Source organism: Saccharothrix variisporea, assembly GCF_003634995.1.
Classification (GTDB): domain Bacteria; phylum Actinomycetota; class Actinomycetes; order Mycobacteriales; family Pseudonocardiaceae; genus Actinosynnema; species Actinosynnema variisporeum.
Map to the genome: position 1 here is coordinate 3,925,575 of NZ_RBXR01000001.1, position 24,759 is coordinate 3,950,333.

General features: G+C 71.3%; 25 protein-coding genes. 18 read left to right on the forward strand and 7 right to left on the reverse strand.

The window, feature by feature from the left end:
* The first annotated feature begins 377 nt into the window (after nucleotides 1–377).
* Genes DFJ66_RS17230 through DFJ66_RS17240 form a run of 3 tightly spaced genes read left to right on the forward strand, consistent with a single transcriptional unit; the run spans nucleotide 378 to nucleotide 3,018 of the window.
* Nucleotides 378–1,373, forward strand: coding sequence for a glycosyltransferase family 2 protein (locus DFJ66_RS17230; RefSeq protein ID WP_121231304.1), 996 nt, complete (start codon nucleotides 378–380; stop codon nucleotides 1,371–1,373).
* Nucleotides 1,370–1,780, forward strand: a complete 411-nt coding sequence (locus tag DFJ66_RS17235; protein ID WP_121222425.1) for a GtrA family protein — start codon at nucleotides 1,370–1,372, stop codon at nucleotides 1,778–1,780. The genes DFJ66_RS17230 and DFJ66_RS17235 overlap by 4 nt, the downstream gene beginning before the upstream one ends.
* A complete protein-coding gene (locus DFJ66_RS17240; RefSeq protein WP_121222426.1) occupies nucleotides 1,780–3,018 on the forward strand; it encodes a mannosyltransferase family protein in 1,239 nt (412 codons plus the stop codon). The genes DFJ66_RS17235 and DFJ66_RS17240 overlap by 1 nt, the downstream gene beginning before the upstream one ends.
* A gap of 19 nt (nucleotides 3,019–3,037) precedes the next feature.
* Here DFJ66_RS17240 and DFJ66_RS17245 read toward each other — a convergent pair whose 3' ends face one another.
* Nucleotides 3,038–3,829: an SAM-dependent methyltransferase gene (locus DFJ66_RS17245; RefSeq protein ID WP_121222427.1), complete on the reverse strand. Its 792-nt coding sequence runs from the start codon at nucleotides 3,827–3,829 to the stop codon at nucleotides 3,038–3,040.
* 147 nt (nucleotides 3,830–3,976) lie between these two features.
* Here DFJ66_RS17245 and DFJ66_RS17250 point away from each other — a divergent pair, with 147 nt between their 5' ends.
* Entirely contained in the window at nucleotides 3,977–4,387 is a 411-nt protein-coding gene (locus tag DFJ66_RS17250; RefSeq protein ID WP_121222428.1) for a MarR family winged helix-turn-helix transcriptional regulator, read from the forward strand.
* 88 nt (nucleotides 4,388–4,475) lie between these two features.
* Complete coding sequence (locus DFJ66_RS17255) at nucleotides 4,476–5,099, forward strand: hypothetical protein (protein ID WP_246029793.1); 624 nt, start codon at nucleotides 4,476–4,478, stop codon at nucleotides 5,097–5,099.
* 166 nt (nucleotides 5,100–5,265) lie between these two features.
* Here the strand turns inward: DFJ66_RS17255 and DFJ66_RS17260 are convergent, their stop codons facing one another.
* The gene (locus DFJ66_RS17260) at nucleotides 5,266–6,801 is read right to left on the reverse strand and encodes an amidohydrolase (protein ID WP_211351206.1); all 1,536 of its coding nucleotides are present in this window, start codon (nucleotides 6,799–6,801) and stop codon (nucleotides 5,266–5,268) included.
* Nucleotides 6,802–6,876: 75 nt separating this feature from the next.
* On the opposite strand from DFJ66_RS17260, the gene DFJ66_RS17265 reads away from it, so the two are divergent.
* Together DFJ66_RS17265 and DFJ66_RS17270 are read left to right on the forward strand one after the other, a co-directional pair.
* Complete coding sequence (locus DFJ66_RS17265; protein ID WP_121222429.1) at nucleotides 6,877–7,824, forward strand: methionyl-tRNA formyltransferase; 948 nt, start codon at nucleotides 6,877–6,879, stop codon at nucleotides 7,822–7,824.
* A 120-nt stretch (nucleotides 7,825–7,944) separates the two neighbouring features.
* Nucleotides 7,945–8,616: an HNH endonuclease family protein gene (locus DFJ66_RS17270; protein ID WP_121222430.1), complete on the forward strand. Its 672-nt coding sequence runs from the start codon at nucleotides 7,945–7,947 to the stop codon at nucleotides 8,614–8,616.
* A 1-nt stretch (nucleotide 8,617) separates the two neighbouring features.
* On the opposite strand, the gene DFJ66_RS17275 is transcribed toward DFJ66_RS17270, so the two are convergent.
* On the reverse strand, nucleotides 8,618–9,412 hold the full coding sequence (locus DFJ66_RS17275) for a hypothetical protein (RefSeq protein WP_121222431.1): 795 nt from the start codon (nucleotides 9,410–9,412) through the stop codon (nucleotides 8,618–8,620).
* A 151-nt stretch (nucleotides 9,413–9,563) separates the two neighbouring features.
* On the opposite strand from DFJ66_RS17275, the gene DFJ66_RS17280 reads away from it, so the two are divergent.
* Nucleotides 9,564–11,045 (forward strand): CYTH and CHAD domain-containing protein, encoded by a 1,482-nt coding sequence (locus DFJ66_RS17280; protein ID WP_121222432.1) that lies wholly within the window; start codon nucleotides 9,564–9,566, stop codon nucleotides 11,043–11,045.
* Nucleotides 11,046–11,132: 87 nt separating this feature from the next.
* The gene (locus DFJ66_RS17285) at nucleotides 11,133–12,713 is read left to right on the forward strand and encodes a beta-N-acetylhexosaminidase (protein ID WP_170200154.1); all 1,581 of its coding nucleotides are present in this window, start codon (nucleotides 11,133–11,135) and stop codon (nucleotides 12,711–12,713) included.
* 239 nt (nucleotides 12,714–12,952) lie between these two features.
* Here the strand turns inward: DFJ66_RS17285 and exaC are convergent, their stop codons facing one another.
* Nucleotides 12,953–14,476 carry an acetaldehyde dehydrogenase ExaC gene (gene exaC / locus DFJ66_RS17290; RefSeq protein ID WP_121231312.1) on the reverse strand — a complete coding sequence of 508 codons (1,524 nt, stop codon included), beginning with the start codon at nucleotides 14,474–14,476 and terminating at the stop codon, nucleotides 12,953–12,955.
* A gap of 148 nt (nucleotides 14,477–14,624) precedes the next feature.
* Here exaC and DFJ66_RS17295 point away from each other — a divergent pair, with 148 nt between their 5' ends.
* The 6 genes from DFJ66_RS17295 to DFJ66_RS17320 are packed head-to-tail and all read left to right on the forward strand — an operon-like array spanning nucleotide 14,625 to nucleotide 18,762.
* Nucleotides 14,625–16,034 (forward strand): GAF domain-containing protein, encoded by a 1,410-nt coding sequence (locus DFJ66_RS17295; RefSeq protein WP_121222433.1) that lies wholly within the window; start codon nucleotides 14,625–14,627, stop codon nucleotides 16,032–16,034.
* A gap of 19 nt (nucleotides 16,035–16,053) precedes the next feature.
* Nucleotides 16,054–16,560, forward strand: a complete 507-nt coding sequence (locus tag DFJ66_RS17300; protein WP_121222434.1) for a DUF2199 domain-containing protein — start codon at nucleotides 16,054–16,056, stop codon at nucleotides 16,558–16,560.
* Between the two features lie 15 nt (nucleotides 16,561–16,575).
* Nucleotides 16,576–17,175 carry a ribonuclease FAU-1 family protein gene (locus DFJ66_RS17305; RefSeq protein WP_121222435.1) on the forward strand — a complete coding sequence of 200 codons (600 nt, stop codon included), beginning with the start codon at nucleotides 16,576–16,578 and terminating at the stop codon, nucleotides 17,173–17,175.
* Nucleotides 17,172–17,786: a nucleoside/nucleotide kinase family protein gene (locus DFJ66_RS17310; RefSeq protein WP_211351208.1), complete on the forward strand. Its 615-nt coding sequence runs from the start codon at nucleotides 17,172–17,174 to the stop codon at nucleotides 17,784–17,786. The genes DFJ66_RS17305 and DFJ66_RS17310 overlap by 4 nt, the downstream gene beginning before the upstream one ends.
* Before the next feature lie 17 nt (nucleotides 17,787–17,803).
* Nucleotides 17,804–18,070 carry a DUF6412 domain-containing protein gene (locus DFJ66_RS17315; RefSeq protein WP_121222436.1) on the forward strand — a complete coding sequence of 89 codons (267 nt, stop codon included), beginning with the start codon at nucleotides 17,804–17,806 and terminating at the stop codon, nucleotides 18,068–18,070.
* Between the two features lie 38 nt (nucleotides 18,071–18,108).
* Complete coding sequence (locus DFJ66_RS17320) at nucleotides 18,109–18,762, forward strand: YidC/Oxa1 family membrane protein insertase (protein WP_121222437.1); 654 nt, start codon at nucleotides 18,109–18,111, stop codon at nucleotides 18,760–18,762.
* On the opposite strand, the gene DFJ66_RS17325 is transcribed toward DFJ66_RS17320, so the two are convergent.
* The gene (locus tag DFJ66_RS17325; protein ID WP_121222438.1) at nucleotides 18,744–19,124 is read right to left on the reverse strand and encodes a hypothetical protein; all 381 of its coding nucleotides are present in this window, start codon (nucleotides 19,122–19,124) and stop codon (nucleotides 18,744–18,746) included. The genes DFJ66_RS17320 and DFJ66_RS17325 overlap by 19 nt on opposite strands.
* 140 nt (nucleotides 19,125–19,264) lie before the next feature.
* Nucleotides 19,265–20,308: a polysaccharide deacetylase family protein gene (locus DFJ66_RS17330; protein ID WP_170199482.1), complete on the reverse strand. Its 1,044-nt coding sequence runs from the start codon at nucleotides 20,306–20,308 to the stop codon at nucleotides 19,265–19,267.
* Nucleotides 20,309–20,481: 173 nt separating this feature from the next.
* Between DFJ66_RS17330 and DFJ66_RS17335 the strand changes: the two genes are divergently transcribed.
* From DFJ66_RS17335 to DFJ66_RS17345, 3 genes are read left to right on the forward strand one after another with little or no spacing between them, the layout of a single operon-like run.
* A complete protein-coding gene (locus tag DFJ66_RS17335; RefSeq protein WP_246029794.1) occupies nucleotides 20,482–22,008 on the forward strand; it encodes a putative glycoside hydrolase in 1,527 nt (508 codons plus the stop codon).
* Between the two features lie 2 nt (nucleotides 22,009–22,010).
* The gene (locus tag DFJ66_RS17340; RefSeq protein ID WP_121222440.1) at nucleotides 22,011–22,739 is read left to right on the forward strand and encodes a hypothetical protein; all 729 of its coding nucleotides are present in this window, start codon (nucleotides 22,011–22,013) and stop codon (nucleotides 22,737–22,739) included.
* A complete protein-coding gene (locus DFJ66_RS17345; protein WP_121222441.1) occupies nucleotides 22,736–23,488 on the forward strand; it encodes a DUF3152 domain-containing protein in 753 nt (250 codons plus the stop codon). The genes DFJ66_RS17340 and DFJ66_RS17345 overlap by 4 nt, the downstream gene beginning before the upstream one ends.
* Before the next feature lie 224 nt (nucleotides 23,489–23,712).
* Here the strand turns inward: DFJ66_RS17345 and DFJ66_RS17350 are convergent, their stop codons facing one another.
* A complete protein-coding gene (locus DFJ66_RS17350) occupies nucleotides 23,713–24,750 on the reverse strand; it encodes a fatty acid desaturase family protein (protein ID WP_397556264.1) in 1,038 nt (345 codons plus the stop codon).
* Nucleotides 24,751–24,759: the final 9 nt, after the last annotated feature.

Genomic DNA, 24,759 nt, shown 5'->3' on the forward strand with positions numbered 1-24,759 from the left:
TTCACCGGTTGCGGAAACGGGCCAAGGGTGGTTGCCTCCGGCAGGCCGTACGGGGGGAAGAAACCGACGCCCTTCCCACCCCCGGGGGCCTGCCCAGCGGCGAGCGTCCGCTTTTCGCTTTTGGCTTTTGATCTTGCAAGCGCGCACCGCACCCCGAGGCCCTCACCCGAGGGGCAAGAACGCCTGCGTATAGTGCGCGCGGTACCGCCCGTGGTTGAGGCCGGGCGCGACCCCAGTCACGAGCAAAGGACGGTTGGCCTGTGACCGCCGACGCAGCCGAGCCCCCCGCCGGCCCCGCGGCACCCGCCGCACCCGCTGCGACCACCGCACCCGCGGCCCCCGCAGCGCCCACGGCCGGGAAGAAGCGCGTCACCTACATCTTCCCGATCTACAACGAGGCCGGGAACATCGACCTGCTGCACCGCACGGTCTCCCAGGTCACCGAGAGCCTCGCGGACCGCTACGACGTGAGCTTCATCTACGTCGACGACGGCAGCAAGGACGAGTCCCTCACCCACCTCCAGGCCCTCGCCGACCGGGACGACCGGGTCACCGTCATCGAGCTGTCCCGCAACTTCGGCCACCAGATGGCGGTCACCGCGGGCCTCGACCTGGCCGACGCCGACGCGGTGATCATCATGGACAGCGACATGCAGGACCCGCCGCGGGTCAGCCTGGAGCTGGTGGAGAAGTGGGAGCAGGGCTACGAGGTCGTCTACGCCCAGCGCCGCTCCCGCCAGGACACCGCGTTCAAGAAGCTCACCGCCAGCGCGTTCTACCTGTTCCTGCGCAAGGTCGCCTCGATCGACATCCCGCGCAACACCGGCGACTTCCGCCTGATCGACCGCAAGGTCGTCGACGAGCTGCGCAAGTACCGCGAGCGCGACCGGTTCCTGCGCGGCCTGATCAGCTACATCGGGTTCCGGCAGACCGGCGTGCTGTTCGACCGCGACGAGCGGCACGCGGGCGTCACCGGGTACCCGCTGAGCAAGATGCTGCGGTTCGCCGCGGACGGCATCCTCGGCTTCTCCGTCGCGCCGCTCAAGCTGATCAGCCGCCTGGGCTACTTCATCTCCTTCCTGAGCTTCCTGGGCATCCTGTACGTGGCCGGCGTGAAGCTGTTCGCGCCGGAGACGGCCGTGCCGGGCTGGGCGTTCATCACGATCGGCATGTTCTTCCTGGGCGGCATCCAGATCACCATGCTGGGCGTGCTCGGCAGCTACATCGGCCGCACGTACGCCCAGTCCCAGGCCCGCCCGCTCTACACCGTCGCCTCCGTGCGCACCGGCACGCCCAGCCCCGCGCACACGACCAGCAACGCCCACACGACCAGCCACGCCCGCACGACACCGGCCGAGAGCCTGGCGCGGTGAAGCCCGAGCTCGCCACCAAGATCCGGTTCGGCCTGGTCGGCATCGCCAACACGCTCGTCGACCTCGTGTCCTACACGCTGCTGTCCCTGGCCGGCGTGCCGATGGTCGTGGCGAACCTGGTGTCCACCTCGGCCGGCATGGCGTGCAGCTTCACCCTGAACCGCTCGTTCACCTTCCGCGCCCGCACCGGGGACGTGAAGTCCCAGGCGGTGCTGTTCCTGCTGGTCACCGGGTTCGGGCTGTGGGTCGTGCAGCCGATCGTGATCAGCCTGGTCAGCGGCGCGTTCGAGGGGACGCACCCGGTGGTCGCCGTGGTCGGGCCGAAGCTGTCGGCGCTGGTGTTCAACCTGGTGTGGAACTACACGCTCTACAGCAGGCTCGTGTTCAGACAGAAGGAAACCGCCTGATGACGGACGTGCTCACCCGTCCCGACGAGACGACCGGCGCCGCCCCCGCCCGGAAGTGGCACACCACGGACTGGGCCCGCGCGCTCGCCGTCGTCCTCGCCTGGCACGCGGTGCTGACGGCGGTCGCCGTGCTGTTCCAGGGGTCCCTGCCGATCGGCGAGGGCTACCCGGTGAAGGTGCTCGGCCCGGACGCCACCCTCCTGTCGCACACCTACCGCTGGGACGCCGAGAACTTCCACCAGATCACCAACGGCGGTTACGCGAACGAGGCCACGCCGTGGGTGCCCGCGTTCTACCCGTTCTTCCCGTTCTGCGTGTGGCTGGTCGAGACGATCACGTTCGGGGTGCTGGGTTTTCTGGCCGCCGGGATGGTCGTCAACGTCCTCGCCACCTGGCTCGCCGCCGTGGCCCTGCTGCGGATCGCCCGCCACTTCGTGACCGGTGAGCGCGCGCCGTGGCTGGTGGTGGCGGCGTTCCTGACCGCGCCGACGGCGTTCTTCGCGCACTCCTTCTACAGCGAGGCCGTGTTCTGCGCGCTGGGGTTCTGGGCGTACCTGTTCGCGTTGCGGCGCCAGTGGGTGTGGATGGGCCTCGCGCTGATCCCGCTGACCGCGACCCGCATCACGGCCGTGCTGTTCGTGGGCCTGTGCTTCCTGGAGTTCTTCCGCGCCAAGGACTGGAAGGTCCGCGGCCTGCTGTCGTGGCACCTGCTGTGGTTCCCGGCGGCCGGGCTCGGCGTCGCCGCGTACGCGCTGGTGCTGAAGATCGTGAAGAACGACCCGCTGGCCATGTTCTCCGCCTACGACACCGTGTCGACGTGGAGCTACCACGTGGCGAACCCGAACATCCCGGCCACGCTGTGGACCGAGCTGAAGGTGTCCCTGCACGTCCTGGCCGGCGGGCGGCCGAACAACTGGGACCTGATCAGCCACGTCCTGCCGCTGTTCGGGCTCGGGGTGCTGCTGGCGCTGTCGGTGTACCTGTTCGTGGCGCTGAAGAAGGACGGCCTGCCGCTCGCGGGCTTCGGCTTGGCGTCGTTCGTCATGTTCACGCTCAACAGCAACGTCGTGTCCGTGCACCGGTACCTGCTGCCGTGCGTGGTGATCTACGTGGCGATGGTGGTCGCCGCGCAGCGCAGGCCGGCCCTCAAGCCCGCGCTGTACGGCTGGATGTACGCCTCTTCCCTCGTGCAGGCCGGCGTCTTCCTCTTGTTCGTCTCGGGCGCCTGGGCCGGCTAGCGCTTGCGACCCACCCCGATCAGCGCTTGCGACCCACCGCTGCCAGCCCCGCGAACCGCTCCGGCCGCTCGTCCACGTCGTCCGCCGACACCGGACGCCACAGCGGCAGGTGCACCACGCCCGGCTCGACCAGGTCGTACCCGGTGAAGAACTCGGCCACCTGCGCCCGGGAGCGCATGGTCATCGGGGTCGCGGTGCGGCGGCGGTAGAGGTCCTTGTGCTCGTCCGCCCGGTCGGTCTGCCCGTCCCGCGTGGCGTGGGAGACGACGAGGGCGCTGCCCGGCGGCACGGCGTCCCGGTAGGCCGCCACCACGTCGGCCGGCCGGTCGTCGTCGCCGACGAAGTGCAGGACGGCGACCATCATCACGGCGATCGGCTGCTCGAAGTCCAGCAGCGAACGGGCCTCGGCCAGCACCTCCCCGGGATCGCGCAGGTCCGCGCGGACCACCGCGGTCTGCCGGTCGTCGCCCAGGATGGTGCGGCTGTAGGTGACGGCGATCGGGTCGTTGTCGACGTACACCACCCGCGCGCCGGGGTCCGCCGCGCGCGCCACCTCGTGGACGTTGCCCACGGTGGGGATGCCCGAGCCCAGGTCGAGGAACTGGCGGATGCCCGCGTCCACGCAGTACTCCACCGCGCGGCGCAGGAAGGCCCGGTTCGCCTGCATGATCAGCGGCAGCTCGGGCCACATCTCGATGGCCTTGCGCGCCATCTCCCGGTCCACGGCGAAGTTGTGCGCGCCACCGAGGTAGTAGTCGTAGACCCGGGCGGCGCTGGGTCTGGTCAGGTCGATCTCCTGCTGCTCCCCCACGGCCGAGTTCCTCCCGCGCGTCGCCGGACCGAATTCCCCTCATCTTTCCGCACCGACATCTTTCCGCACCGGCGTGCTCGCACTCGTCGGCGGCACCCCCGCGCGGGCATAGGATGTAGGCCCACACCTGCGTTCCAGGGGGTCGAGTTGTCCGTCCGCGCCACCTGGTCCGGCCTGCACGCCCTGCACCACCGGATCAACGCCGGCCTCGAGCGCGCCCTGCAACGGAAGTTCCACTTCGGGATGTCCGAGTTCACCGCCCTGTCCGCGCTGCACGAAGCGCCCGACGGCGAGCTGCGGATGCAGGAGCTGACCGAGGTGGTGGGGTTGAACCAGAGCTCGGTGAGCCGGCTGGTCGCCCGGTTGGAGCAGTCGGGCCTGACCGCGCGCGAGGTGTGCGAGACCGACCGGCGCGGGGTGTTCAGCAAGATCACCGCGGAGGGTCGGGCGGTGTACGAGAGCGCGGCCCCGTTCTTCGAGGACACCCTGAAGGCGATCTTCGAGGAGGTCGAGGCGGACCCCGATCTCGGCCCGCTGCTGTCCCGCGTACGCGGCTAGACCACCCGTTCAGACCCCTCCCGACCACCCGGAATTGTCGTACCCCGGCGGTAGAATTCGAACGTTCGTTCGAGGAGGGGAGCCTGCCGTGGTGGAGCCGGTCAGCGTGACCGCGTTGTCGTTCACCGAGTACGTGATGAGCGGTCAGCGGGGGCGCATCAGCATCGTGTCCGAGCAGCGCAGCGTGTACCTGGGCGCCGACCCGTGGGTGTGCGGTTTCTACAACCCGATGCGGGACGCGATGCGCCGCGCGGCGAACTCGATCGACCCGGACGCCGAACTGGACGCCGCCGTGCGCTCGGCGTCGCGCAACGGGCAGCCGAGGGCCTTCGAGGAGCTGCGCGAGGGCTTCCTGCCGTGGCTGCGCTCCACCCGCGCGACCGGCGTGCCGGTGGCCGCCACGCGGTGGGAGGCCGGTGACCTGACCCTGCGCGTGCGCCCGCACCTGGGCCTGCGCATGCCGGACGGTTCGACGGCGGCCGTGCTGGTGTACGTGAAGGAGACACCGATGACGCAGGAGGCGGCGAACGTGGGCCTGCGCATCCTGCAGCGCACGATCGACGCCACCCTGCCCGGCGCCACACCGCTCGTGCTGGACGCGCGGCGGGGCCGGGCCTTCCGGATGTCGCGCCGAACGAACCTGGCCAAGCTCGACGCCCTGATCGCGGCCGAGGCAGCCGGGTACGTCGTGCACTGGCGCATGAGCGCCTGACCGCGGGACCGAGAGGGCCGGCTCGCTCCAGCGGGCCGGCCCCGCCCCGACGCGCCCACGGCACTCAGCCTGCCCGCAGCACCCAGCCCGCCGGCACTCAGCCTGCCCGCAGCACCCAGCCCGCCGGCACTCAGCCTGCCCGCAGCACCCAGCCCGCCGGCACGGCTCAGCCCGCGAACCCCGCCGGGTCGTGGCGGAACTCGCCGCCGATCACCGTGGCCAGCACGGCGAGGTCCGAGATCCGCTCCACCGGCACCGCCCGCGGGTCGTCGTCCAGCACCACGAAGTCGGCCAGCTTGCCCGGCGTGATCGACCCCAGCACGTCCTCCACCCCGCACGCGTACGCCGCCCCCGAGGTGTAAGCCACCAGCGCCTCGGTCACCGACACGGCCTCGTCCGGCCCCACCGCCAACCCGCTCCGCGACCGCCGCTCGACCATGAACCTGATACCCCGCAACGGGCTCCCGTCCGCCACCGGCCGGTCCGACGACCCCGCCACGACCACACCCCGATCGAGGAACGACCGCCCCCGGTACAACCAGGGCGCCCGCTCCGGCCCCATGATCTCCGAGTAGTCATCCCCGTACGCCCACAGGAAGCTCGGCTGCACCACGGGGACCACCCCCAGCGCCGCGATCCGGTCCAGCTGGTCCGGCCGCACGAGCCCGCAGTGCTCGATCCGGTGCCGCGCGCCCGGCCGGGGCACCGCGGCCTGCGCCTCCTCGATCACGTCCAGCGCGAAGTCGATGGCCCGGTCCCCGATCGCGTGCACGGCCAACTGCCACCCGGCCGCGTGGCCGTCGAGCAGCACGTCCCGCATCCGCGCCGGCTCGTCCTGCCACTGCCCGACCCCGCCGACCGTGTACGGCGAGGTCAGCGCGGCCGTGCGGGCGATCATGCCGCCGTCGGTCCACAGCTTGAGCGCCCCGATGGACAACCACTCCGACCCCAACCCGGTCCGGATGCCCAGCGGCAACGCCCGCCGCAGGCCGTCCGCCGGGTGGGCCGCGACCTCCTGCAACTCCCACGCCGACACCATCACCTGGACGCGGATCGGCAGGGGCGACCGCTGGTAGGCCGCGATCTCCACCGGGCTGCTGCCGATGAGCCCCGCGCCCACCCCGGCCTCGGCGGCCAGCACGATCCCTTCCCGCAGGCACTGCTCGGCACCCAGCCGCACGTCGGAGGCGATGTCGGTCACCGGGTAGGGCAGGATCATCGCCCGCACGGCGGTCTGCGCGGCCTCCGCGAGGAACCCGTCCGAGTCGGAGCCCACCAACGCCAGCACGTCACTGCTGACCACGCACGCGTGCCCGGACACGTCCTGCACGTACACCCGCTGCCCCACCGCGTCGAGGTCGCGCGCGGTCAACGGCCGGTCCAGCACGCGGTGGTCGTAGCCCGCCGCCTCCAGCCACTCGCCGCGCGGCACGCCCCGGAGCAGGTCCAACACCTCCGCCACGGTTCTGCACCCCGACACGTCCGGCACGCGGGACGCCCGCCCGGCCCACGCCAGGTGGACGTGCGCGTCGACGAACCCGGGCAGGACGGTCGCGCCGCCCAGGTCCACCACCCGGCGGGCCGGGAGGTCGGTGTCCAGCGCCACGACCCGCCCGCCCCACACGCCCACCGAGGACGCGGTAGGCCGGTCCGGGTCGAGGGTGACGAACCGGCCGCCGGTGAGCTTCACGTCGAGGATCACCCGTGCAGGCTAGCGAACGCCAACTTAGGTTAGGGTTGGGTAACTTAGGCGAGCCTAAACCGAGGAGGAGGCCCGATGCGGGTCGTCATGTTCGGCTACCAGACCTGGGGCCACCGGACGCTGCAAGCCCTGCTGGACTCCGAGCACGAGGTGGCACTGGTCGTCACGCACCCCAAGAGCGACCACGCCTACGAGCGGATCTGGAGCGACTCGGTCGCCGACCTGGCCACCGAGCACGGCGTCGAGGTCGTCATCCGCAACCGCCCGGACGACGACGAGCTGTTCCAGAAGCTCAAGGAGGTCGAGCCGGACGTCATCGTCGCCACCAACTGGCGCACGTGGATCCCGCCGCACATCTTCACCCTCCCCAAGCACGGCACCCTCAACGTGCACGACTCGCTGCTGCCCGCCTACGCGGGTTTCTCGCCGCTGATCTGGGCCCTGATCAACGACGAGAAGGAGGTCGGCGTCACCGCGCACATGATGGACGAGACCCTGGACGCGGGCGACATCGTGCTCCAGCGCGCGGTCCCGGTCGGCCCGCGCGACACCACCGCCGACCTGTTCCACAAGACCCTGGAGCTGTTCGGCCCCATCACCGTCGACGGCCTGGCCGAGATCGCCAAGGGCCGCACCGACTTCACCAAGCAGGACCGCTCCAAGGCCAGCTTCTTCCACAAGCGCGCGGAAGAGGACCTGCGCATCGACTGGACGTGGGAGGCCGAGGAGCTCGACCGCCTGGTCCGCGCGCAGTGCGCCCCCTACCCCAGCGCGTTCTGCTTCCACAAGGGCAAGCGCCTGGAGATCGTCGAGGCGGACGTCTCCCAGGCCCGCTACGGCGGCACCCCCGGCCGTATCTTCTACCGCGAGGGCGACGGCGTGGCGATCGTGGCCGGCGCGGAAGCCCGCCGGGGCCGCAACCACGCCTTGCTGGTCAAGCGGGTCCGCACCGAGGACGGCCGCGAACTGCCCGCCGCCGAGTACTTCCGGCACATGGGCGGCTACCTGACCAGCCACCCGTGACGGACCGGGGTGCCTGCCGCACCGAGCGGGCACCCCGGAAAACCGTTGCACCACAACGATCGCCGTCTCATATCGGCCCCGGTGATCGGGTCGTGACCGTGATCGCTGATCATTGGGCGCATGAGCCGGAAGCGGTCGACGACGTGGGTCAGCGTGGTCGTGTTCCTCCTGTTGATCGTCATCGGGTACTACCTGACCCGCTACCAGGACAGGACCGGACCGACCCCCGCGCCGACCACCCAGGGCCCCCAGGAACCCGGCCAGGACCCGGCGGCCCAGCTGGCGGTCCTGACCGTCGCACCCGAAGGCAAGATGGCCGGCTACAGCCGCGACCGCTTCCCGCACTGGAGCAGCCAGGGCAACTCGTGCGACACCCGGGAGATCGTGCTGCAACGCCAGGGCGCCGACGTCCGCAGCGACGACGAGTGCCGCGCGACTTCGGGCCGCTGGGTCAGCGTGTACGACGGGGAGACGATCACCGACGCGGGCAAGCTGGACATCGACCACACGGTCCCGCTGGCCGAGGCGTGGCGGTCGGGTGCCGACAAGTGGACCGACGAGCAGCGCCAGAAGTTCGCCAACGACCTGGGCGGCATCCAACTGGTCGCCGTCTCCGCGACCAGCAACCGCGCGAAGGGCGACCAGGACCCGGCCAAGTGGAAGCCCCCGGTGCAGGGCTACTGGTGCACCTACGCGCTGAACTGGATCGCCGTGAAGACCGCCTACAAGCTCACCGTCGACCAAGCCGAGCACGACGCCCTGGCGAGCATGATCACCCAGTGCCCCAAGTAGCTCAGGGCCGCAACGACTGCAACTGGTCGACCAGGTCGGTGTAGGCCTCGGTCCGCCGGACCCACGCCGCCGAACCGGACGCCGCCGACGGCGGGTCGCCCAACGGGTCCACCGCGGTCCGGACGCCGTACTCCAACCGGTAGGCGATCAAGCCCGTGGCCGCCCGCACCCACGGGGACGGGTCGGGAGCGGTGATCTCCCCGACCCCCACCCGGAACCACACCGGCAACCGCAGGTCCAGGGCCAGGGCGCGCTCCAACCGCCGGGCCGCCGCGTCCCAGATCTCCTCGCGGGCCTTGTCACCGGCGATGATCGCCTCCCGGCGCCACGGTTCCTCGGCCGCCGCGCTGTCGGATTCCAGGCGGGCCATGGCGTCCAGGGCGCCCGACTCGGTCGCGCCGATCTGCCAGTCCAGCTGGTGGACCTCGTGTTCCAGGGCGTCGCGTTCGAAGCGGGGCATGCGACCCGAGGCCAGGCGGGCGGCGCCGGCGTCGCGGCGCTCCTTCAGGGCCTCGTACTCGGCGACTTCCTGGCGCAGTTCCACGCGGACGGAGTCGGCGAGGACCTCCTGTTCGGCGTCCCACGCCGTGCGCAGCGCGGCCACGATGTCGCCGACCTCGCCGTCCACCCGGTCGAGGTCCTCGTCGGGGCCCGAGCCGGCTCCGGAGAGGCGGCGCTCCAGCACGAGCAGCCGCGCGCTGACCCGGCCCAGTTCGGCGGTCAGCACCTGGGTGGTGGTGATCAGGTCGGCGACGGTCGGCTCGACCTCGTCGAGTCGCTCTTTCTCCGTGGGCACGCGATCCAGCCAACCCCACGACCAGCGTCCCACCAGGCCCGCAGCCGAAAAACCACCTTGATAAACGGCAACATCCGCCCGTCAGGGTCAACGACCGACTACGCAGCGCAACATCCGGGTAAACGCATGCCCAACGGTGTATGCCTAGAACATGTCGACATCAGTGCGCGAGACCGAACGCAAGTTCGAGGCGCCGACCGGTGCCTCCCTCCCGGAGCTGGCCGACCTGCCTGGTGTCGCCGCGGCGGCGGGCCCGGAGGAGTTGACGTTGGAGGCGGTCTACTACGACACCGCCGACCTGCGGCTGGCCCGTGCCGGCCTGACCCTGCGCAGGCGCACCGGCGGCGACGACGCGGGCTGGCACCTCAAGCTGCCGGTCGACGGCGACACCCGCGAGGAGGTGCGGTTGCCGCCGGGGCGCGCGGCCAAGCACCCGCCGCGGGAGCTGGGTTCCCTGGTGCAGGTGCACGCGCGCGGCGGGGCGCTGACGCCGGTCGCCCGCATCCGGACCAACCGCCGGCGCTGGCAGTTGGTGGACGCCAAGGGCGAACTGCTGGCGGAGGTCGTGGAGGACCTGGTGTCCGCGCAGGACGTCGTGGACGACTCGAACGTCGACTCGTGGCGCGAGATCGAGGTCGAGCTCGGCGACCGCGGCGACACCGACCTGCTGGACCGGGTGGAGCAGCGCCTGAACGACGCGGGCATCCACCGGTCGGCTTCCTCGGCGAAGCTCACGAAACTCCTGGCCGCCCGCATCGCACCGCACCCCGAGCCCGCCCGGGACGACTCCGCGGGTTCGGTCGTCCTGGCCTACCTGCGCGAGCAGGCGGACGCCCTCAAGGCGCACGACCCGAAGGTCCGCCGCCGGGAGGACGACGCCGTCCACCAGATGCGCGTGGCCACCCGCCGGATGCGCAGCGCCCTCCAGGCGTTCGGCGAGGTCGTGCCACGCGACGAGACCCGGGCGCTCACCGACGAACTGAAGTGGATCGCCGGTGTCCTCGGCGAGGCACGCGACGCCGAGGTCCTGCGGACGACGTTCGAGGCGCACATCGCCGACCTGCCCGGCGAGCTGGTGCTCGGCGCCGTGCCCGCGCAGCTCACCCGCTTCTTCGCGCCCCGCGAGGAACAGGCCTACCAAGCGGCCGTGGCCGCCCTGGACAGCCGCCGCTACTTCGACCTCCTCGACGCGGTGGACGCACTGGTCGCCGACCCGCCACTGACCCCGCTCGCCGCCGCCAAGGGCAAGAAGGTGTTGCCGGGCCTGGTGGACAAGGCCTACCGCCGGTTGAAGAAGGCCGCCGACAACGCCCACGACGACACCTCGCTGCACGAAGCCCGCAAGGCCGCCAAGCGGTTGCGGTACGCGGTGGAGACCGTCGAGCCGCTGTTCGGCAAGCGCGCCAAGAAGTACCGCAAGCGGCTCAAGAAGCTCCAGACGCTGCTGGGCGACCACCAGGACAGCGTCGTCGCCCGGCCGGTGCTGCGCGAGCTCGGGGCGCAAGCCCACCTCGACGGCGAGAACGGGTTCACCTTCGGCGTGCTGCACGCCCTGGAAACCGCGCGGGCCCAACGGGTGGAGGAGCGCTTCCCGGCCGCCTGGGCGGACCTGGGACGTCCGAAGCTGCGGTGATTGGTCCAGACCTTGACACCCGCTCCGGCCGGCTGGAACGGTGATCGGGCCGCCGCTCGGGTGATCGAGGCCACCAGGAGGACCACCGTGCCCGGAACACCGGCAAGAGCACTGGCCACCCTGCTGCTCGCGACCGCGGTCGGCGCCACGGTCGCGGCGGCGCCCGCCCGCGCAGCAGCCCCGGAGACACCGTTGCAGCACATCGTGCCCGCCCCGGTCAGCGTCACGCCGAGACCGGGGACGACCTACCACCTCACCCCCGACACGCACATCCACACCCACCCCGGTTCCGCCGCGGCGAAACAGGTCGGCGAGTTCCTCGCGGGCGTGCTGCGCCCGTCCACCGGCTACCGCCTGCCGGTCGTGCCGGGCGCGTCCGGCAAGGGCATCAGCCTGCTGCTCACCGGCGCGGACCCGCGCGTGGGCGACGAGGGCTACCAGCTCGACGTGACCCGGCGCGGGGTGGTGGTCCGCGCGAAGACCGCCGCCGGCCTGTTCGCGGGCGTGCAGACGTTCCGCCAGCTCCTGCCCGCGAAGGTCGAGGCGAGGTCCCGCCAACACGGCCCGTGGACCGCGCCGGGCGGCAGCGTGCTGGACCACCCGCGCTACGCCCACCGCGGCGCGATGCTCGACGTGGCCCGGCACTTCTTCTCGGTGGACGAGGTCAAGCGGTACATCGACCAGATCGCGCTCTACAAGGTCAACAAGCTGCACCTGCACCTGGCCGACGACCAGGGTTGGCGCCTGGAGATCAAGAGCTGGCCGAGGCTCGCCACGTACGGCGGCAGCACGGAGGTCGGCGGCGGTCCGGGCGGCTACTACACCCAGGAGCAGTACAAGGACTTGGTCGCGTACGCGGCGGCACGGCACATCGAGGTGATCCCGGAGATCGACATGCCGGGCCACACCAACGCCGCCCTGGCCTCCTACGCCGAACTGAACTGCGACGGCGTCGCCCCGCCCCTCTACACGGGCATCGACGTCGGTTTCTCGTCCTTGTGCATCGACAAGGACATCACCTACAAGTTCGTGGACGACGTCCTGCGCGAGGTAGCCGCCCTGACCCCCGGCAAGTACCTGCACATCGGCGGCGACGAGGCCCACGCCACCACCGACCCCGACTTCATCGCGTTCATGAACAAAGTCCTGCCCCTGGTCGCCAAGCACGGCAAGCACCCGGTCGGCTGGCACGAGTTCGTGAAGGCAACCCCACCCGCGACAGCGGTTCCGCAGTTCTGGGGCACCAAGACGGTCGCGGCGGACATGGTCGAGGCGGCCAAGCGCGGCAACAAGATCATCCTGTCGCCCGCCACCAAGGCGTACCTGGACATGAAGTACGACGAACACACCCCGCTGGGCCTGAACTGGGCCGGCTACACGGACGTCGAAGACGCCTACGACTGGAACCCGGGCGCTTTCCTCGAGAACCTGCCCGCCGAGGCCGTCAAGGGCGTCGAAGCTCCACTGTGGACGGAAACCGTCACGAAGTCCGCCGACATCGAGTACATGGCCTTCCCCCGCCTGCCCGCGATCGCCGAACTCGGCTGGTCCCCGTGGTCCACCCACAACTGGGACAACTTCAAGGTCCGCCTGGCCGCCCAAGCCGACCGCTGGCACACCCTGGGCATCAACTACTACCCCTCCCCACAGGTCCCCTGGAAGAAGTAGCGGCGCCGCTTCTCATGTTGGCTGCCAAGCCACAGGAAGGGCCTCGGTTTCTCCCCCGTACGGCCTGGGCGCAGCCCAACCACGTTCGGCCCGTTTGTGCAACCACGCTTCACCGGTTGCACAAACGGGCCGAACGTGGTTGCCTCCGGCAGGCCGTACGGGGGAGAAACCGACGCCCTTCCACCCCCGGGGGCCTGCCCGCCGGCGAGGCGCTTTTCATCTTGACAGCGCGAAGCGCGTCAGAAGAAGCCCTGAGCGTCCGGCGAGTAACTGACCAGCAGGTTCTTGGTCTGCTGGTAGTGATCGAGCATCATGCGGTGGTTCTCGCGCCCGATCCCGGACTGCTTGTAGCCGCCAAAGGCCGCGTGCGCGGGATACGAGTGGTAGTTGTTCACCCACACCCGACCGGCCTGGATCTCACGCCCGGCCCGATAAGCCACCCCACCGTCCCGCGACCACACCCCCGCACCCAGCCCGTACAAGGTGTCGTTGGCGGTCTTCACCGCGTCGTCGAAGTCGTCGAACCGGGTCACCGACACCACCGGCCCGAAGATCTCCTCCTGGAACACCCGCATCTTGTTGTCGCCCTCGAAGATCGTCGGCGTCACGTAGTACCCGCCCGACAGCGACCCGCCCAGGTCCGCCGGCTCCCCGCCGCACACCAGCCGCGCGCCCTCGGCCTTGCCGATCTCGATGTAGGACAACACCTTCTCCACCTGCTCGCGGCTGGCCTGCGCCCCGATCATGGTCTCGGTGTCCAGCGGGTTCCCCTGCTTGATGGCCTTGGTCCGCTCGACCCCGTCAGCCAGGAACTCGTCGTAGATCGAGCTCTGCACCAGCGCCCGCGACGGGCACGTGCACACCTCGCCCTGGTTGAGGGCGAACATGGTGAAGCCCTCCAGCGCCTTGTCGTAGAAGGCGTCCCGCCGCGCGGCGACGTCGGCGAAGAAGATGTTCGGGCTCTTGCCGCCCAGCTCCAGCGTCACCGGGACCAGGTTCTCGCTCGCGTACCCCATGATCAGCCGACCGGTCGACGTCTCGCCGGTGAACGCCACCTTCGCCACCCGCCGCGAGGACGCCAGCGGCTTGCCCGCCTCCACGCCGAAGCCGTTCACGACGTTGACCACGCCCGGCGGCAGCAGGTCGGCGATCAGGCCCATGAGGACGTGGATCGACGCCGGGGTCTGCTCGGCGGGCTTGAGCACGACCGCGTTGCCGGCGGCCAGCGCGGGCGCCAGCTTCCAGGTGGCCATGAGCAGCGGGAAGTTCCACGGGATGATCTGGCCGACCACGCCCAGCGGCTCGGGGAAGTGGTAGGCCACCAGGTCCTCGCTGATCTGCGAGATCCCGCCCTCCTGGGCCCGGATGGCGCCCGCGAAGTAGCGGAAGTGGTCGACGGCCAGCGGGAGGTCGGCGGCCAGGGTCTCGCGGACCGGTTTGCCGTTCTCCCAGGTCTCGGCGACGGCCAGCGCCTCCAGGTGGTCCTCGATGCGGTCGGCGATCTCGTTGAGCACGTTCGCGCGTTCGGCGGCCGACGTGCGGCCCCACGCCCGCGCCGCGCCGTGGGCGGCGTCCAAGGCCCGGTCGACGTCCTCGGCGGTGCCGCGCGCGACCTCCGTGAACACCTCGCCGGTGACCGGGGTGGGGTTCTCGAAGTAGTTCCCCTTCGCGGGCGGCACGTACTCGCCGCCGATGAAGTGGTCGTACCGCTCGCGGTAGGTCACCACGCTGCCGGCCTGGCCGGGTGCCGCGTACTGGGTCATCTCCACTCGCCTCCCGCGTCGTCGCGTCGATCAACGGCCGAAAGGTAGGCGGCGCGACGTTGCAACCACGTTGCACCCGATCGGAGCAAGGAACCGCTTGCCGCGTCACGCCGGCGCACGTCATCCTGGGTGGTCAGGAGGTTCCGCGATGCACCCCGACCCGCACCGGCTGGCCGCCCTCCACGACGCCGCCCTCAGCGGGTCCCCGACCCCGACCGCACGCCCGGTGATCGTCGAGTCGTGGCGGCGGTCGCTGGCCGCGCACGTGGACCCGGACCGCCACGAGCCCCCGGTCGTGCTGGCCCCCGACGAGGTGGCGGACCTGCGCGCCACGCACCCCCTGGCCCCGATGCTGCCGATGCTGCGCGAGACCCTGGTGGCGATCGCCGACGAGGCCCGGCACGTCATGATCATCACGGACGCGGACGGCCACATCCTGTGGTGCGAGGGCGCGCGGGACGTGCGCCGGCTCGCCGAGCGCTTCCGCCTCACCGAGGGCGCCCGGTGGAGCGAGGACGCCATCGGCACGAACGCGATGGGCACCGCGCTGGCCGTGGGCAGCCCGGTGACCGTGCACTCCGCCGAACACCTCGTGCGCACCTACCACGGCTGGACGTGCGCGGCGAGCCCCGTGCGCGACCCCGACACCGGCCGCACGCTGGGCGTCGTGGACGTCAGCGGCCCGCTGACCAGCCTGCACCCGACCACGAGCGCCCTGGTCAGCACGGCCGCGCGGCTGGTGGAGGCCCAGCTCGGGGTGGTCCTGGCGGCCCGCGACGAACGCGTGCGCGCGGCCGGCATGCGCCACCTCATCGCCCTGCGCGGCGAACCCGGCGCCCTGCTCAGCCCGACCGGCCGCGTCCTGGCCGCCGAACCCCAGAACCTGCTCGGCCCGCGCGTGGAACTCGCCCCCACCGTCCGCCTGGCCGACGGCCGCGAGGCCCACCTGGAACCCCTGGACGAGGGCTACCTGCTCCGCGTCCCACCCCGAACCACCCGCCGCCCGACCCTGTCCCTGCGCTTCCTCGGCGACCTGACCGGCACGCTCAACGGCCGCCCGCTCCTCCTGTCCCTCCGCCACGCCGAGCTCCTGACCGCCCTGGCCCTGCACCCCCGCGGCCTGACCGCCGACCAACTCGCCCTGCACCTCTACGGCGAACGCGGCAACCCCACCACCGTCCGCGCCGAACTCCACCGCCTGCGGGCCCAACTCCCGGACGTCCTCCAGACCAGGCCGTACCGCCTGTCCGCGACCGTCGAAGCCGACTTCCTGACCGTCCGCCAAGCGATCCGCACCGGTGACGTCCCCACCGCCGTCGCCACCTACCGAGGCGACCTCCTCCCCCGCTCCGACGCCCCGGTCGTCTCCGACGAGCGCGAAGACCTCTCGGCCACGGTCCGCCGAGCCGTCCTGACCGCCGGCGACCCCGAAACGATGTGGGCCTTCGCCGAGATGACCGACGACGTCGAAACCCTCGAACGCCTCACCCGCGCACTCCCGCCGACCGACCCGAGACGCGAACTGGCCCACACCCGCCTGCGCCGCGCCCTCGCCTGACCCCCGTAGGCTGCCCGCCGTGACGGCGTCCTACCTCTGCTCGTGCTGCGACCGGCTCCACCCCGGGCCGCCCTTCGGTTACGGCGCCCCCGCACCGGCGTTCTGGCACGACGGTCTGGCCGACGACCCGGACTCGATCCTGGCCGAGGAGCAGTGCGTGATCGGCGGCGAGCACCACTTCGTCCGCGCGCGCCTGGTGCTGCCGGTCGTGGACGCCGACGAGGACTTCGAGTGGGGCGTGTGGGTGTCGCTCAGCCCGGCCAACGCCGCCCGCGCGGCTCAGCTGTGGGACGACCCCGCCCGGGTCGCGGAGCCGCCGTACTTCGGCTGGCTGTCCACCGACCTGCCCGGCTACGACCCCGGCACGCTGAACCTGAAGACGATGGTGCACACCCAGGAGGTGGGCGTGCGCCCACTCGTGGAGCTGGAGCCGACCGACCACCCGCTGGCGGTCGAGCAGCGCGGCGGCATCACGGTCGAGCGGGTGCGGGCCATCGCGGAACTGCTCCTGCACCCGCCGGCCTGACCTAACCTGGTCCGCATGGGGTTCTTCGCGCCTGGCGACACCGTGTTGCGCCGGGAAGTGCTGCACGGCAAGCCGTGGTCGGTCATGCCGACCCGAGTGGTCGAGGACGGGCCGGAGCTGTTGGTCGTGTTCGTCGTCCCCGGCACCGTCCTGGGCTACCCCGACCACCACTACGGGCACCCCTGGCGGGCCAAGGGCAACACGCACTGGCGCGGTCACGGCAAGCTCCAGCTCCACCGGCCCGGGGACGCCTACTCCGTCGAGCTGTTCTGGTCCGGTGAGGACCGCCGGTTCCAGGGCTGGTACCTCAACCTCCAGGACCCGTTCCGCCGCACCCCGCACGGCTTCGACACCCTCGACCACGCCCTGGACTACTGGCTCGACGCCGAGGGCCGCTGGGAGGAGCGCGACCGGGACGAGTTCGACGAGCAGGTCGCCGAGGGCAAGTACGACGCCGCCCAGGCCGACGCGATCCGCCGCACCGGCAAGGAGATCGCCGCCATGCTCGACGCGGGCACCACGTGGTGGGACCCGGCGTGGGCCGCCTTCACGCCCGACCCGGACTGGCCGGTCCCGGTGCTGCCCGAGGGCTGGGAGGACTACCCGCTGCCGTGAGGATCCAGCCCCTGACCCCGGACGCCCTGGTCGCCGAGCTGGTCGAGCGGATCGACGCGTTCCCCAAGGACACCTGGACCCGGGTCCTGGTGGACGGCGCACCGCCGACCCGCCCCGGCGCCCTCGCCGACACCCTGACCGACCCGCTGAAAGCCCGTGGCCGCCCGGTCCTGCGCGTGTCCGCCCGCGACTTCCTGCGCCCCGCCTCGATCCGCCTGGAGCACGGCCGCACCGACCCGGAGTCGTTCCGCACCACCTGGCTCGACGCGAACGGCCTGCTCCGGGAGGTCCTCGCCCCGCTGGACCCGGGCGGCACCGGCAAGGTCCTGCCGACGCTGTGGGACGCCGACCGCGACCGCGCCAGCCGCGCCGACTACGTGACCCTCCCACCCGGCGGCGTCCTCCTGCTCGACGGCACGCTCCTGCTCGACAAGTGGCTGCCCGCCGAACTCACCGTGCACCTCTGGCTGTCACCACCGGCACTCCACCGCCAGACCCCCGAGGACGAGCGCTGGACCCTGCCCGCCTACGACGACTACGAACCCCAAGCCGACGTGACGGTCCGCTACGACCACCCGACCCGGCCGGCGCTCGTGGGTACAGTGGGCTGAGACGGGAGGAGGACGCGATGACCAAGCTGCACCTGCTGCTGGCGGGGCTTGCGGGTCTGTTCGCGCTCACCCTCCTGAACTCGCCGGCCGAACTGGTGGCCGCCATCGCTGCGGTCGCCGTGGTGGTGCTGCTGCTCACCGCCGCGCCGGACGTCCAGGCCGCGCCCGCCTGGGTGCGGTCGCTTTCCTTGCGCGACAAGGCCTTGCGCACGGCCTTCCTGCGCCTGCGCGACCCCGACGCCGCCGGTCGACCCCGTCCGCGAGCACCGGGACTCGGCTGCTGACAGCCGACATCCCGAAAACTCACAGACGGAGTACACCCTTGTTCCACGCCTTGGGCTCTGCCCTGGCGGGCTTCGCCACGCCCGCCCTCGCCATCGTCCTGTTCACCGCGCTCGTCCGCCTGCTCATGCACCCGCTCGCCCGTGCCGCCGTGCGCGGCGAGAAGGCCCGGTCGGCACTGGCCCCGCAGATGCGGGAACTCCAGGCCAAGTACGGCAAGGACCCGGTCAAGCTGCAAGAGCACACCATGAAGCTCTACAAGGACAACGGCACCTCGCTGTTCGCCGGGTGCCTGCCCGCGCTGGTGCAGGTGCCGTTCTTCATGGTCATGTACCGGCTCGTCACCACCCCGAACCCGCTGCTGGACGGCACCCTGTTCGGCACACCGCTGGGCACGCACTGGTTCGGCGAGTTCGGCCACAACCCCGTGTTCCTGACCCTCTTCGCGGCCCTGACGGCGATCGCGTTCGCCACCTCCCGCTGGCAGGCCGCGGTGGCCGCTCGCAGCGGTGGCCCGCAGGTGCCGTTCGCGAAGGTGTTGCGGCTGCTGCCGTTCGGCACGGTGCTCATCGCGGCCGTGCTGCCGCTGGCGGCCGGGGTCTACCTGCTCACCACCACCGCTTGGACGCTCGCCGAACGCGCGTACCTCCACCGCGCGGTCGAGGAACCGGTGGCTCACGCGCAGCGGTGGTAGACCTCGCTGGCCAGGTCGGCGGCGTGCCGCATGGCCTGGGCGTGCAGCGCGGTCAGCGAGAGGACGTCGGCCTGCTCCTCCGGGTCGGCGTCCTCGCCGTCCAGGCGCTGCTCGGCCGTCGTGTAGACGACGCACTCGGCGGCCACGCTGAGCCTGCGCGCCAGGAACGCCACCGCGGTCATGAGGTTCTCGGCCTCCTCCGCGGTGATCGGCACGACCCGCCGCGGCGCCTGGTCGGCCAGTTCGTCCTCGGCGGCGCCCAGGTCGGGCGGCTCGGCGCGGTGCGCCAGACCGGTGTCCCACCGGCACGCCGCCTCGTGCAGTGACTCGATGAACGGCTCCCAGTCGATGTCCCGGTCCATTGCTCCGCTGGCCCTCCTTCTCCCGTGTTGCCTGTTCGGGGGGTGCCCGGACGACACGGTCGACATGCCGGTTTTCCCGTTCGGGTGGAAAACCCGCGCGACCGGTTAGACCAGGTCCCGGAGGGGGTATGGCCCGCGGTTCAGTAGGCCACCGCCCGTCCCGCGAACTGCGGTGCCGGCACCACACCGGCCGTCGAGGGGTAGGAGATCCGGTCGGGCACGCCGTCGGAGGTGTAGCGCTGGGCGGGGTTCGCGGCGAGCTTGTCCAGCCACACCGCCGAGCCGAACGCCGCGTCCTCGCCGGTCGCGTCCTGGGACCGGATGCGGGGCGTGTTCATCGGGTCGAAGTCGGCGGCGAACGGCGAGGGCGCCGGGTTCGAGCCGACCAGCAGCACGCACACGTAGTCGTAGGACGCGCCGTCCACCCCGCCCCGCATGGCCAGCACGGGTTCGCGCGGGCTCACGCCGAACGGCAGCGCCAGGCTCTTCACCTGGTACTGCGGCACGGCCTGCTGGATCTCGCGCTGGCCCTCGCCGATCGCCCGCTGCGCCTCCGCGGCGGACACCGAGGCCAGGTTCGTGTGGTACTGGGTGTGGTTGCCGATCTCGAAACCGTGGTCCCGCAACCACGGCAGCACACCGGAGCCGTCGGCCGTGCCGAAGGGCGCGGCGTTGACGTACATGCTCGCCACCGGCCGGAACCCCGGGTGCTTGGCGGCGACATCGAGCAGGATCGCGATGGCGGTGCCCGGCGCGGGCTGACCGGAGGCGTCCAACGCGAACTGGGTCGGGTCGCCGTCGTCGAAGGTCAGCACGACGGGGTGCTTGCCCGCCGGGATGTCGATCTCGCCGGTCGCGTACTCCAGGGTCGTCACGGGCACGTAGTCCTCGGCGACCAGCCGCTCCAGCTCGGCCCGGAACGCCTCCGGGGTCCGGTCGTACACCGACGACGGCTGGGCGACCAGCCGGTGGTACATCAGGACCGGCACCTGCCCGAGCTCGTTGGCCCCCACCGCGGCCGGGTCCGGCGGCGGCGCGGACGACGTCGTGCCGGGCGTCGAGGCGGCGGCGACCGGCGTGTTGGCGGGCGCGGGCTCGGCCGGTTCGGCGCACGCGGCGGTGACGACGGCCAGGAGCGCGGCGACGGCCAGGACGGGTCGGGACGGCGGTGCGGTGCGGTTCACGTTTCCGCAAGGTACGCCGCTCACCGAGGGGTCGCCGCCCGGTTTGACACATTCGGATGACTTCTGGTTTACCTGCCCCTGGAGGCGGTATATCGCGCAGTGGTAATGCGCCGCGCTGATCGGAGTCGTCGATGTCGAATTCCACCCGAAAAACGAGAAGGGTCCTCGTCCCGGTGGCCGCTGCCGTGGCGTTGTTGCTGGTCGCAGGCGTGATCACGACATTCGTGCACTACCGGCAGACCAGTCTGGCCGTCGCGGACCTGAGCGACGGCGGTGCCGTCACCCATTCGGGCTTCGAGCGCGTGGCCATCACCGCGGACGATCCGGGCGATCTCGATCGGGTGATTGTGGAGTTGGACGGCCGAACGGTCGAAGCGCGGCGCGGTGAAAAGGGGATGTCGTTGTCCGGGCTGGAACTGGCCGACGGACCGCACACCCTGACCGTCCGCGCGCCCAACGCGCTGCCGTGGCTGCCCGACGCCGTGATCGAGCGCCACTTCACCCTCGACAACACCCCGCCGAAGGTGTCCGTGGAGCAGGTGGACGCCAAGTCGCCGCGCGGTCCGCTGACCGTGCGCGGCACGGTCGAGGGCGCGGACGAGGTGCTGGTCGGCGACCAGCGCGTGCCGGTGAAGGACGGCAGGTTCGAGGCGACGTTCGCGGCGGTGCCCGCGTCCCTGCGCCTGGAGGCCAAGGACGCGGCGGGCAACTCCGGCCGGCACGAGATGGCGGTCAAGGTGCCCCACCCGGGCATGCGCGCGGTGCACATGAGCGCGGCGGCGTGGGCGACGGAGGAGCTGCGCGAGCCGGTGCTGGCGCTGGCGCGCGAGAAGAAGATCGACGCCGTGCAGCTGGACATCAAGGACGAGAGCGGCGAGATCGGCTACACCTCGCAGGTCCCGCTGGCGCAGCAGATCGGCGCGAGCCGGGGGTACTACGACGCCAAGGCGGCCGTGGACCAGCTGCACGGCATGGGGTTGCGGGTCGTGGGCCGGCTGGTGGCGTTCCGGGACCCCGTGCTGGGCAAGGCGTCCTGGGAGGCCGGCGCGCGCGACCGGCTGGCGATGGACAAGAACGGTGGCCCGTGGGCGCGGCACTACGGCCAGTACGCGTTCACCAACTTCGCCAACCCCGAGGTGCGCGAGTACAACATCGCCATCGCGAAGGAAGCGGCGTCGCTGGGCTTCGACGACATCCTGTACGACTACGTGCGGCGGCCCGACGGCCCGTTGGGGCAGATGGAGTTCGCCGGTCTCGCGGTAACCCCCGAACAGTCCATAGTGGACTTCCTGCGCGACTCGCGGGCGGCGGTCCGGCCGCACGGCGCGTACCTGGGCGCTTCGGTGTTCGGCATCGCCGCGCACAGCGGCACGGACATCGCCCAGGACATCCCGGCGCTGTCCGCGCACGTCGACTACGTCGCGCCGATGGTCTACCCGTCGCACTGGGGGCCGGGCGAGTACGGCGTGGACAACCCCGAGGGCAAGCCGTACGACATCGTGAAGGCGTCGATCGCGAACTTCGTGGACCTGACCAAGGACACCGGGGCGACGGTCATCCCGTGGCTGCAGGCGTTCTCGCTCAAGTACCACTACGGGCCGGGCGAAGTGCAGGCGCAGGTCACCGCGTCCGCCGACGTGGGCGTGAAGTCGTTCCTGCTGTGGAACCCGGCGTGCCGCTACGACCAGGCGGGGCTGTAGCCATGACCACCGGCGGGGAGTTCGCACCGGGGTCGTTCAACCGCGAGTGGTGCGGCTACCAGCGGCGCGAGGTGGACGCGGCGATCAAGCAGCTCACCGAACGGCTGGAGCAGCTGACCACCGACCGGGACGCGGCCCTGGCGACCGCGGACGACGTGACGCGCGAGCTGGAGGCGGCCCGCGCCGAGCTGGCGGAGTACCGGATGCTGCACGCCGGCTACTCCAAGGAGAACACGGTGTCCGGGACGATCCGGTACCTGATGCACGTGGCCCGGCAGAAGGCGGAGAAGGAGGAGCAGGCCGCGCACGAGCGCAGCGAGGAGCTGCTGCGGCAGGCGCGGGAGATAGCGCACCGGCAGGCCGTGCTGCTCGACGAGACCGAGCAGGAGACGCAGCGCCGGCTGGCCGAGGCGGACCGGCGGGCGCGGGAGATCGTGGCCGACGCGACGGCGCAGGCACGGGCGATCGCGGCCGACCTGGTGGAACGCCGCAAGGTGCTCGACCGGTGGTGCGCACAACTGGGCATCCCGGTCCCCCGCGAGGACGACACCGACGAGCCACCCACCCTGGCCGCTCCAGCCACCGCGCCCCCACCCCCGACCACCGCCCCGCCGGCCCCCTCGCCCCCAGCCGACGCACCCCCGCAGCCGGCTCCGACGGCACCACCCCCGGGCGGCCCCGCCCAGGCGGCTCCCGCGGCACCGGCGGCCTCCGCGGCGGACGGGTCGTGACCGGGCGGTTGGCGGTGGCGCACTACCTGGCCGGCCTCTCACTGGCCGCCGCCACCGTCCTCGCCCTCGACACGCGCACCGTCCCGATGCACGTCACCGCCCACGGCCGCCCGCCCACCGCCGCCCTGCCGACCTACACCGTGCCGCAACGCATCAGGGGCTTCGGGGCCGACCTGCCACCGGGCGCCCCCTTCCCGGAACACGGCACCGGCCGGTGGCGAATCGTCCCCGGCAGCACCACCGCCACCCCCACCGCCATCCCCTACACCGTCGAGGTCGAGGAGGGCATCACCCTGCGCGAGGGCGACCAGCCGTTCGCCGCCCAGGTCCACCACGCCCTGGTCCACCCACGCGGCTGGCCACGCAAGGGCTACACGTTCCGCCGGGTCGACACGAACCCGACCCTGCGGATCCGCCTCACCGCCCAGAACACCGCGCGCGAGCAGTGCGGCTTCGACCTGCCCTACGACACGTCGTGCCGCATCGGCGACACCGTCTACCTCAGCGCACCCCGTTGGTTCCGCGGCGCACACACCTACGACAGCCTGACCGCCTACCGGTCCTACCTGGTCAACCACGAGGTGGGCCACTTCCTCGGGTTCGGCCACGAACCGTGCCCGGAAAACGGGACCCCGGCCCCGGTGATGATGCAACAAACCCTGAGCACCGCCAACGACGAACTAGCGCAACTCAGCGGCGAGGTACCGCCGGACGGCAAGACATGCACCCCCAACCCCTGGCCGCGCTAGCAGCACCCACCCACAACGCGCCTTCTTCGGCGAAGCCGCCAAGCGGCAGTCCACCGAGAGGACACAACTCAACTTGGGCTTCTTGCTTTTTACGTAAACCGAAACGCTCCGCTCTCAAGATCCAAAAACGCCTCCCCCGCAGCCCGACCACCAGCAAAGGGAGAGCGTCGAACCCCCACACAAGAGCCGCGCTTTACCCACCGAAAGCACGCACAAGACACTCCCTAAACGGCGACCTTCTCCGCCCGCAACGGCGCACCAGCCTCGTGCAGGAACTTCAGCACGTACCCGTACGAGGTGAACAGGCCGCACTCGGCGTAGGAGATCGACCGCTGCCGGCAGAAGTCGCGAACCAGGGCCTGGGCTCGGCGCAGGTGCGGACGGGGCATGTTCGGGAACAGGTGGTGCTCGATCTGGTAGTTCAGGCCGCCGAGCAGGAAGTCGGTGAACCGGCCGCCGGTGACGTTCCGGGAAGTCAGGACCTGCTTGCGGAGGAAGTCCAACTGGTGGCCGGCGGACAGCACCGGCATGCCCTTGTGGTTGGGCGCGAACGAGCACCCCATGTAAACACCGAACAGCCCTTGGTGCACCGCGATGAACACAACCGCCTTCACCGGTGACATGGACGAGAACACCAGCGTCAAGTACCCGATGGCGTGAACGACGAGCAGCGCCGCCTCCACCCGCCACGCCCGCACCTCGCGCCGCGCCACCGGGACCGCGCCGATGACGTGCAGGCTGAAGCCTTCGAGCAGCAGCAGCGGGAAGAACAGCCACGCCTGGTGCTTGACCACGAACCGGAAGAACCCGCGCTTGCGCTCGGCCTGCTCCAGGCTGAACGCGAGCACCGCGATGTCGACGTCCGGGTCCTCGTCCTCGTGGTTGGGGTTGGCGTGGTGGCGGTTGTGCTTGCTCATCCACCAGCCGTAGCCGACGCCGATCAGCAGGTTGCCCAGCACCAGCCCGGTGACCGCGTTGGTCCGGTTGGTCGTGAACACCTGCTTGTGCCCGGCGTCGTGCCCGAGGAACGCGATCTGCGTGAACACGACCGCGAGGGCGACGGCGGGGACGAGCTGCCACCACGAGTCGCCGATCAGGACGACGGCGGCGCAGGTGGCGGCGAGGACGGCCACGGCCGCCACCAGGCACACCACGTAGTAGCCGGTCCGGCGGTCGAGCAGACCGGCCTGCTTGACCAGCCTGGAGAGTTCTGCGAAATCGCTGCCGCGCCGAGGCGACACATCGGTGCTCACGGCGCGCAGCCTAGGGGG

Bases quoted from the DNA above. Each gene is read 5' to 3' on its own strand.
- DFJ66_RS17305 (WP_121222435.1), top strand. From the start codon at position 16,576: ATGGGGTTCTTCGCGCCTGGCGACACCGTGTTGCGCCGGGAAGTGCTG.
- DFJ66_RS17340 (WP_121222440.1), top strand. From the start codon at position 22,011: ATGACCACCGGCGGGGAGTTCGCACCGGGGTCGTTCAACCGCGAGTGG.
- DFJ66_RS17280 (WP_121222432.1), top strand. From the start codon at position 9,564: ATGTCGACATCAGTGCGCGAGACCGAACGCAAGTTCGAGGCGCCGACC.
- DFJ66_RS17240 (WP_121222426.1), top strand. From the start codon at position 1,780: ATGACGGACGTGCTCACCCGTCCCGACGAGACGACCGGCGCCGCCCCC.
- DFJ66_RS17270 (WP_121222430.1), top strand. From the start codon at position 7,945: ATGAGCCGGAAGCGGTCGACGACGTGGGTCAGCGTGGTCGTGTTCCTC.
- DFJ66_RS17325 (WP_121222438.1), bottom strand. From the start codon at position 19,124: ATGGACCGGGACATCGACTGGGAGCCGTTCATCGAGTCACTGCACGAG.
- exaC (WP_121231312.1), bottom strand. From the start codon at position 14,476: ATGACCCAGTACGCGGCACCCGGCCAGGCCGGCAGCGTGGTGACCTAC.
- DFJ66_RS17265 (WP_121222429.1), top strand. From the start codon at position 6,877: ATGCGGGTCGTCATGTTCGGCTACCAGACCTGGGGCCACCGGACGCTG.
- DFJ66_RS17295 (WP_121222433.1), top strand. From the start codon at position 14,625: ATGCACCCCGACCCGCACCGGCTGGCCGCCCTCCACGACGCCGCCCTC.
- DFJ66_RS17315 (WP_121222436.1), top strand. From the start codon at position 17,804: ATGACCAAGCTGCACCTGCTGCTGGCGGGGCTTGCGGGTCTGTTCGCG.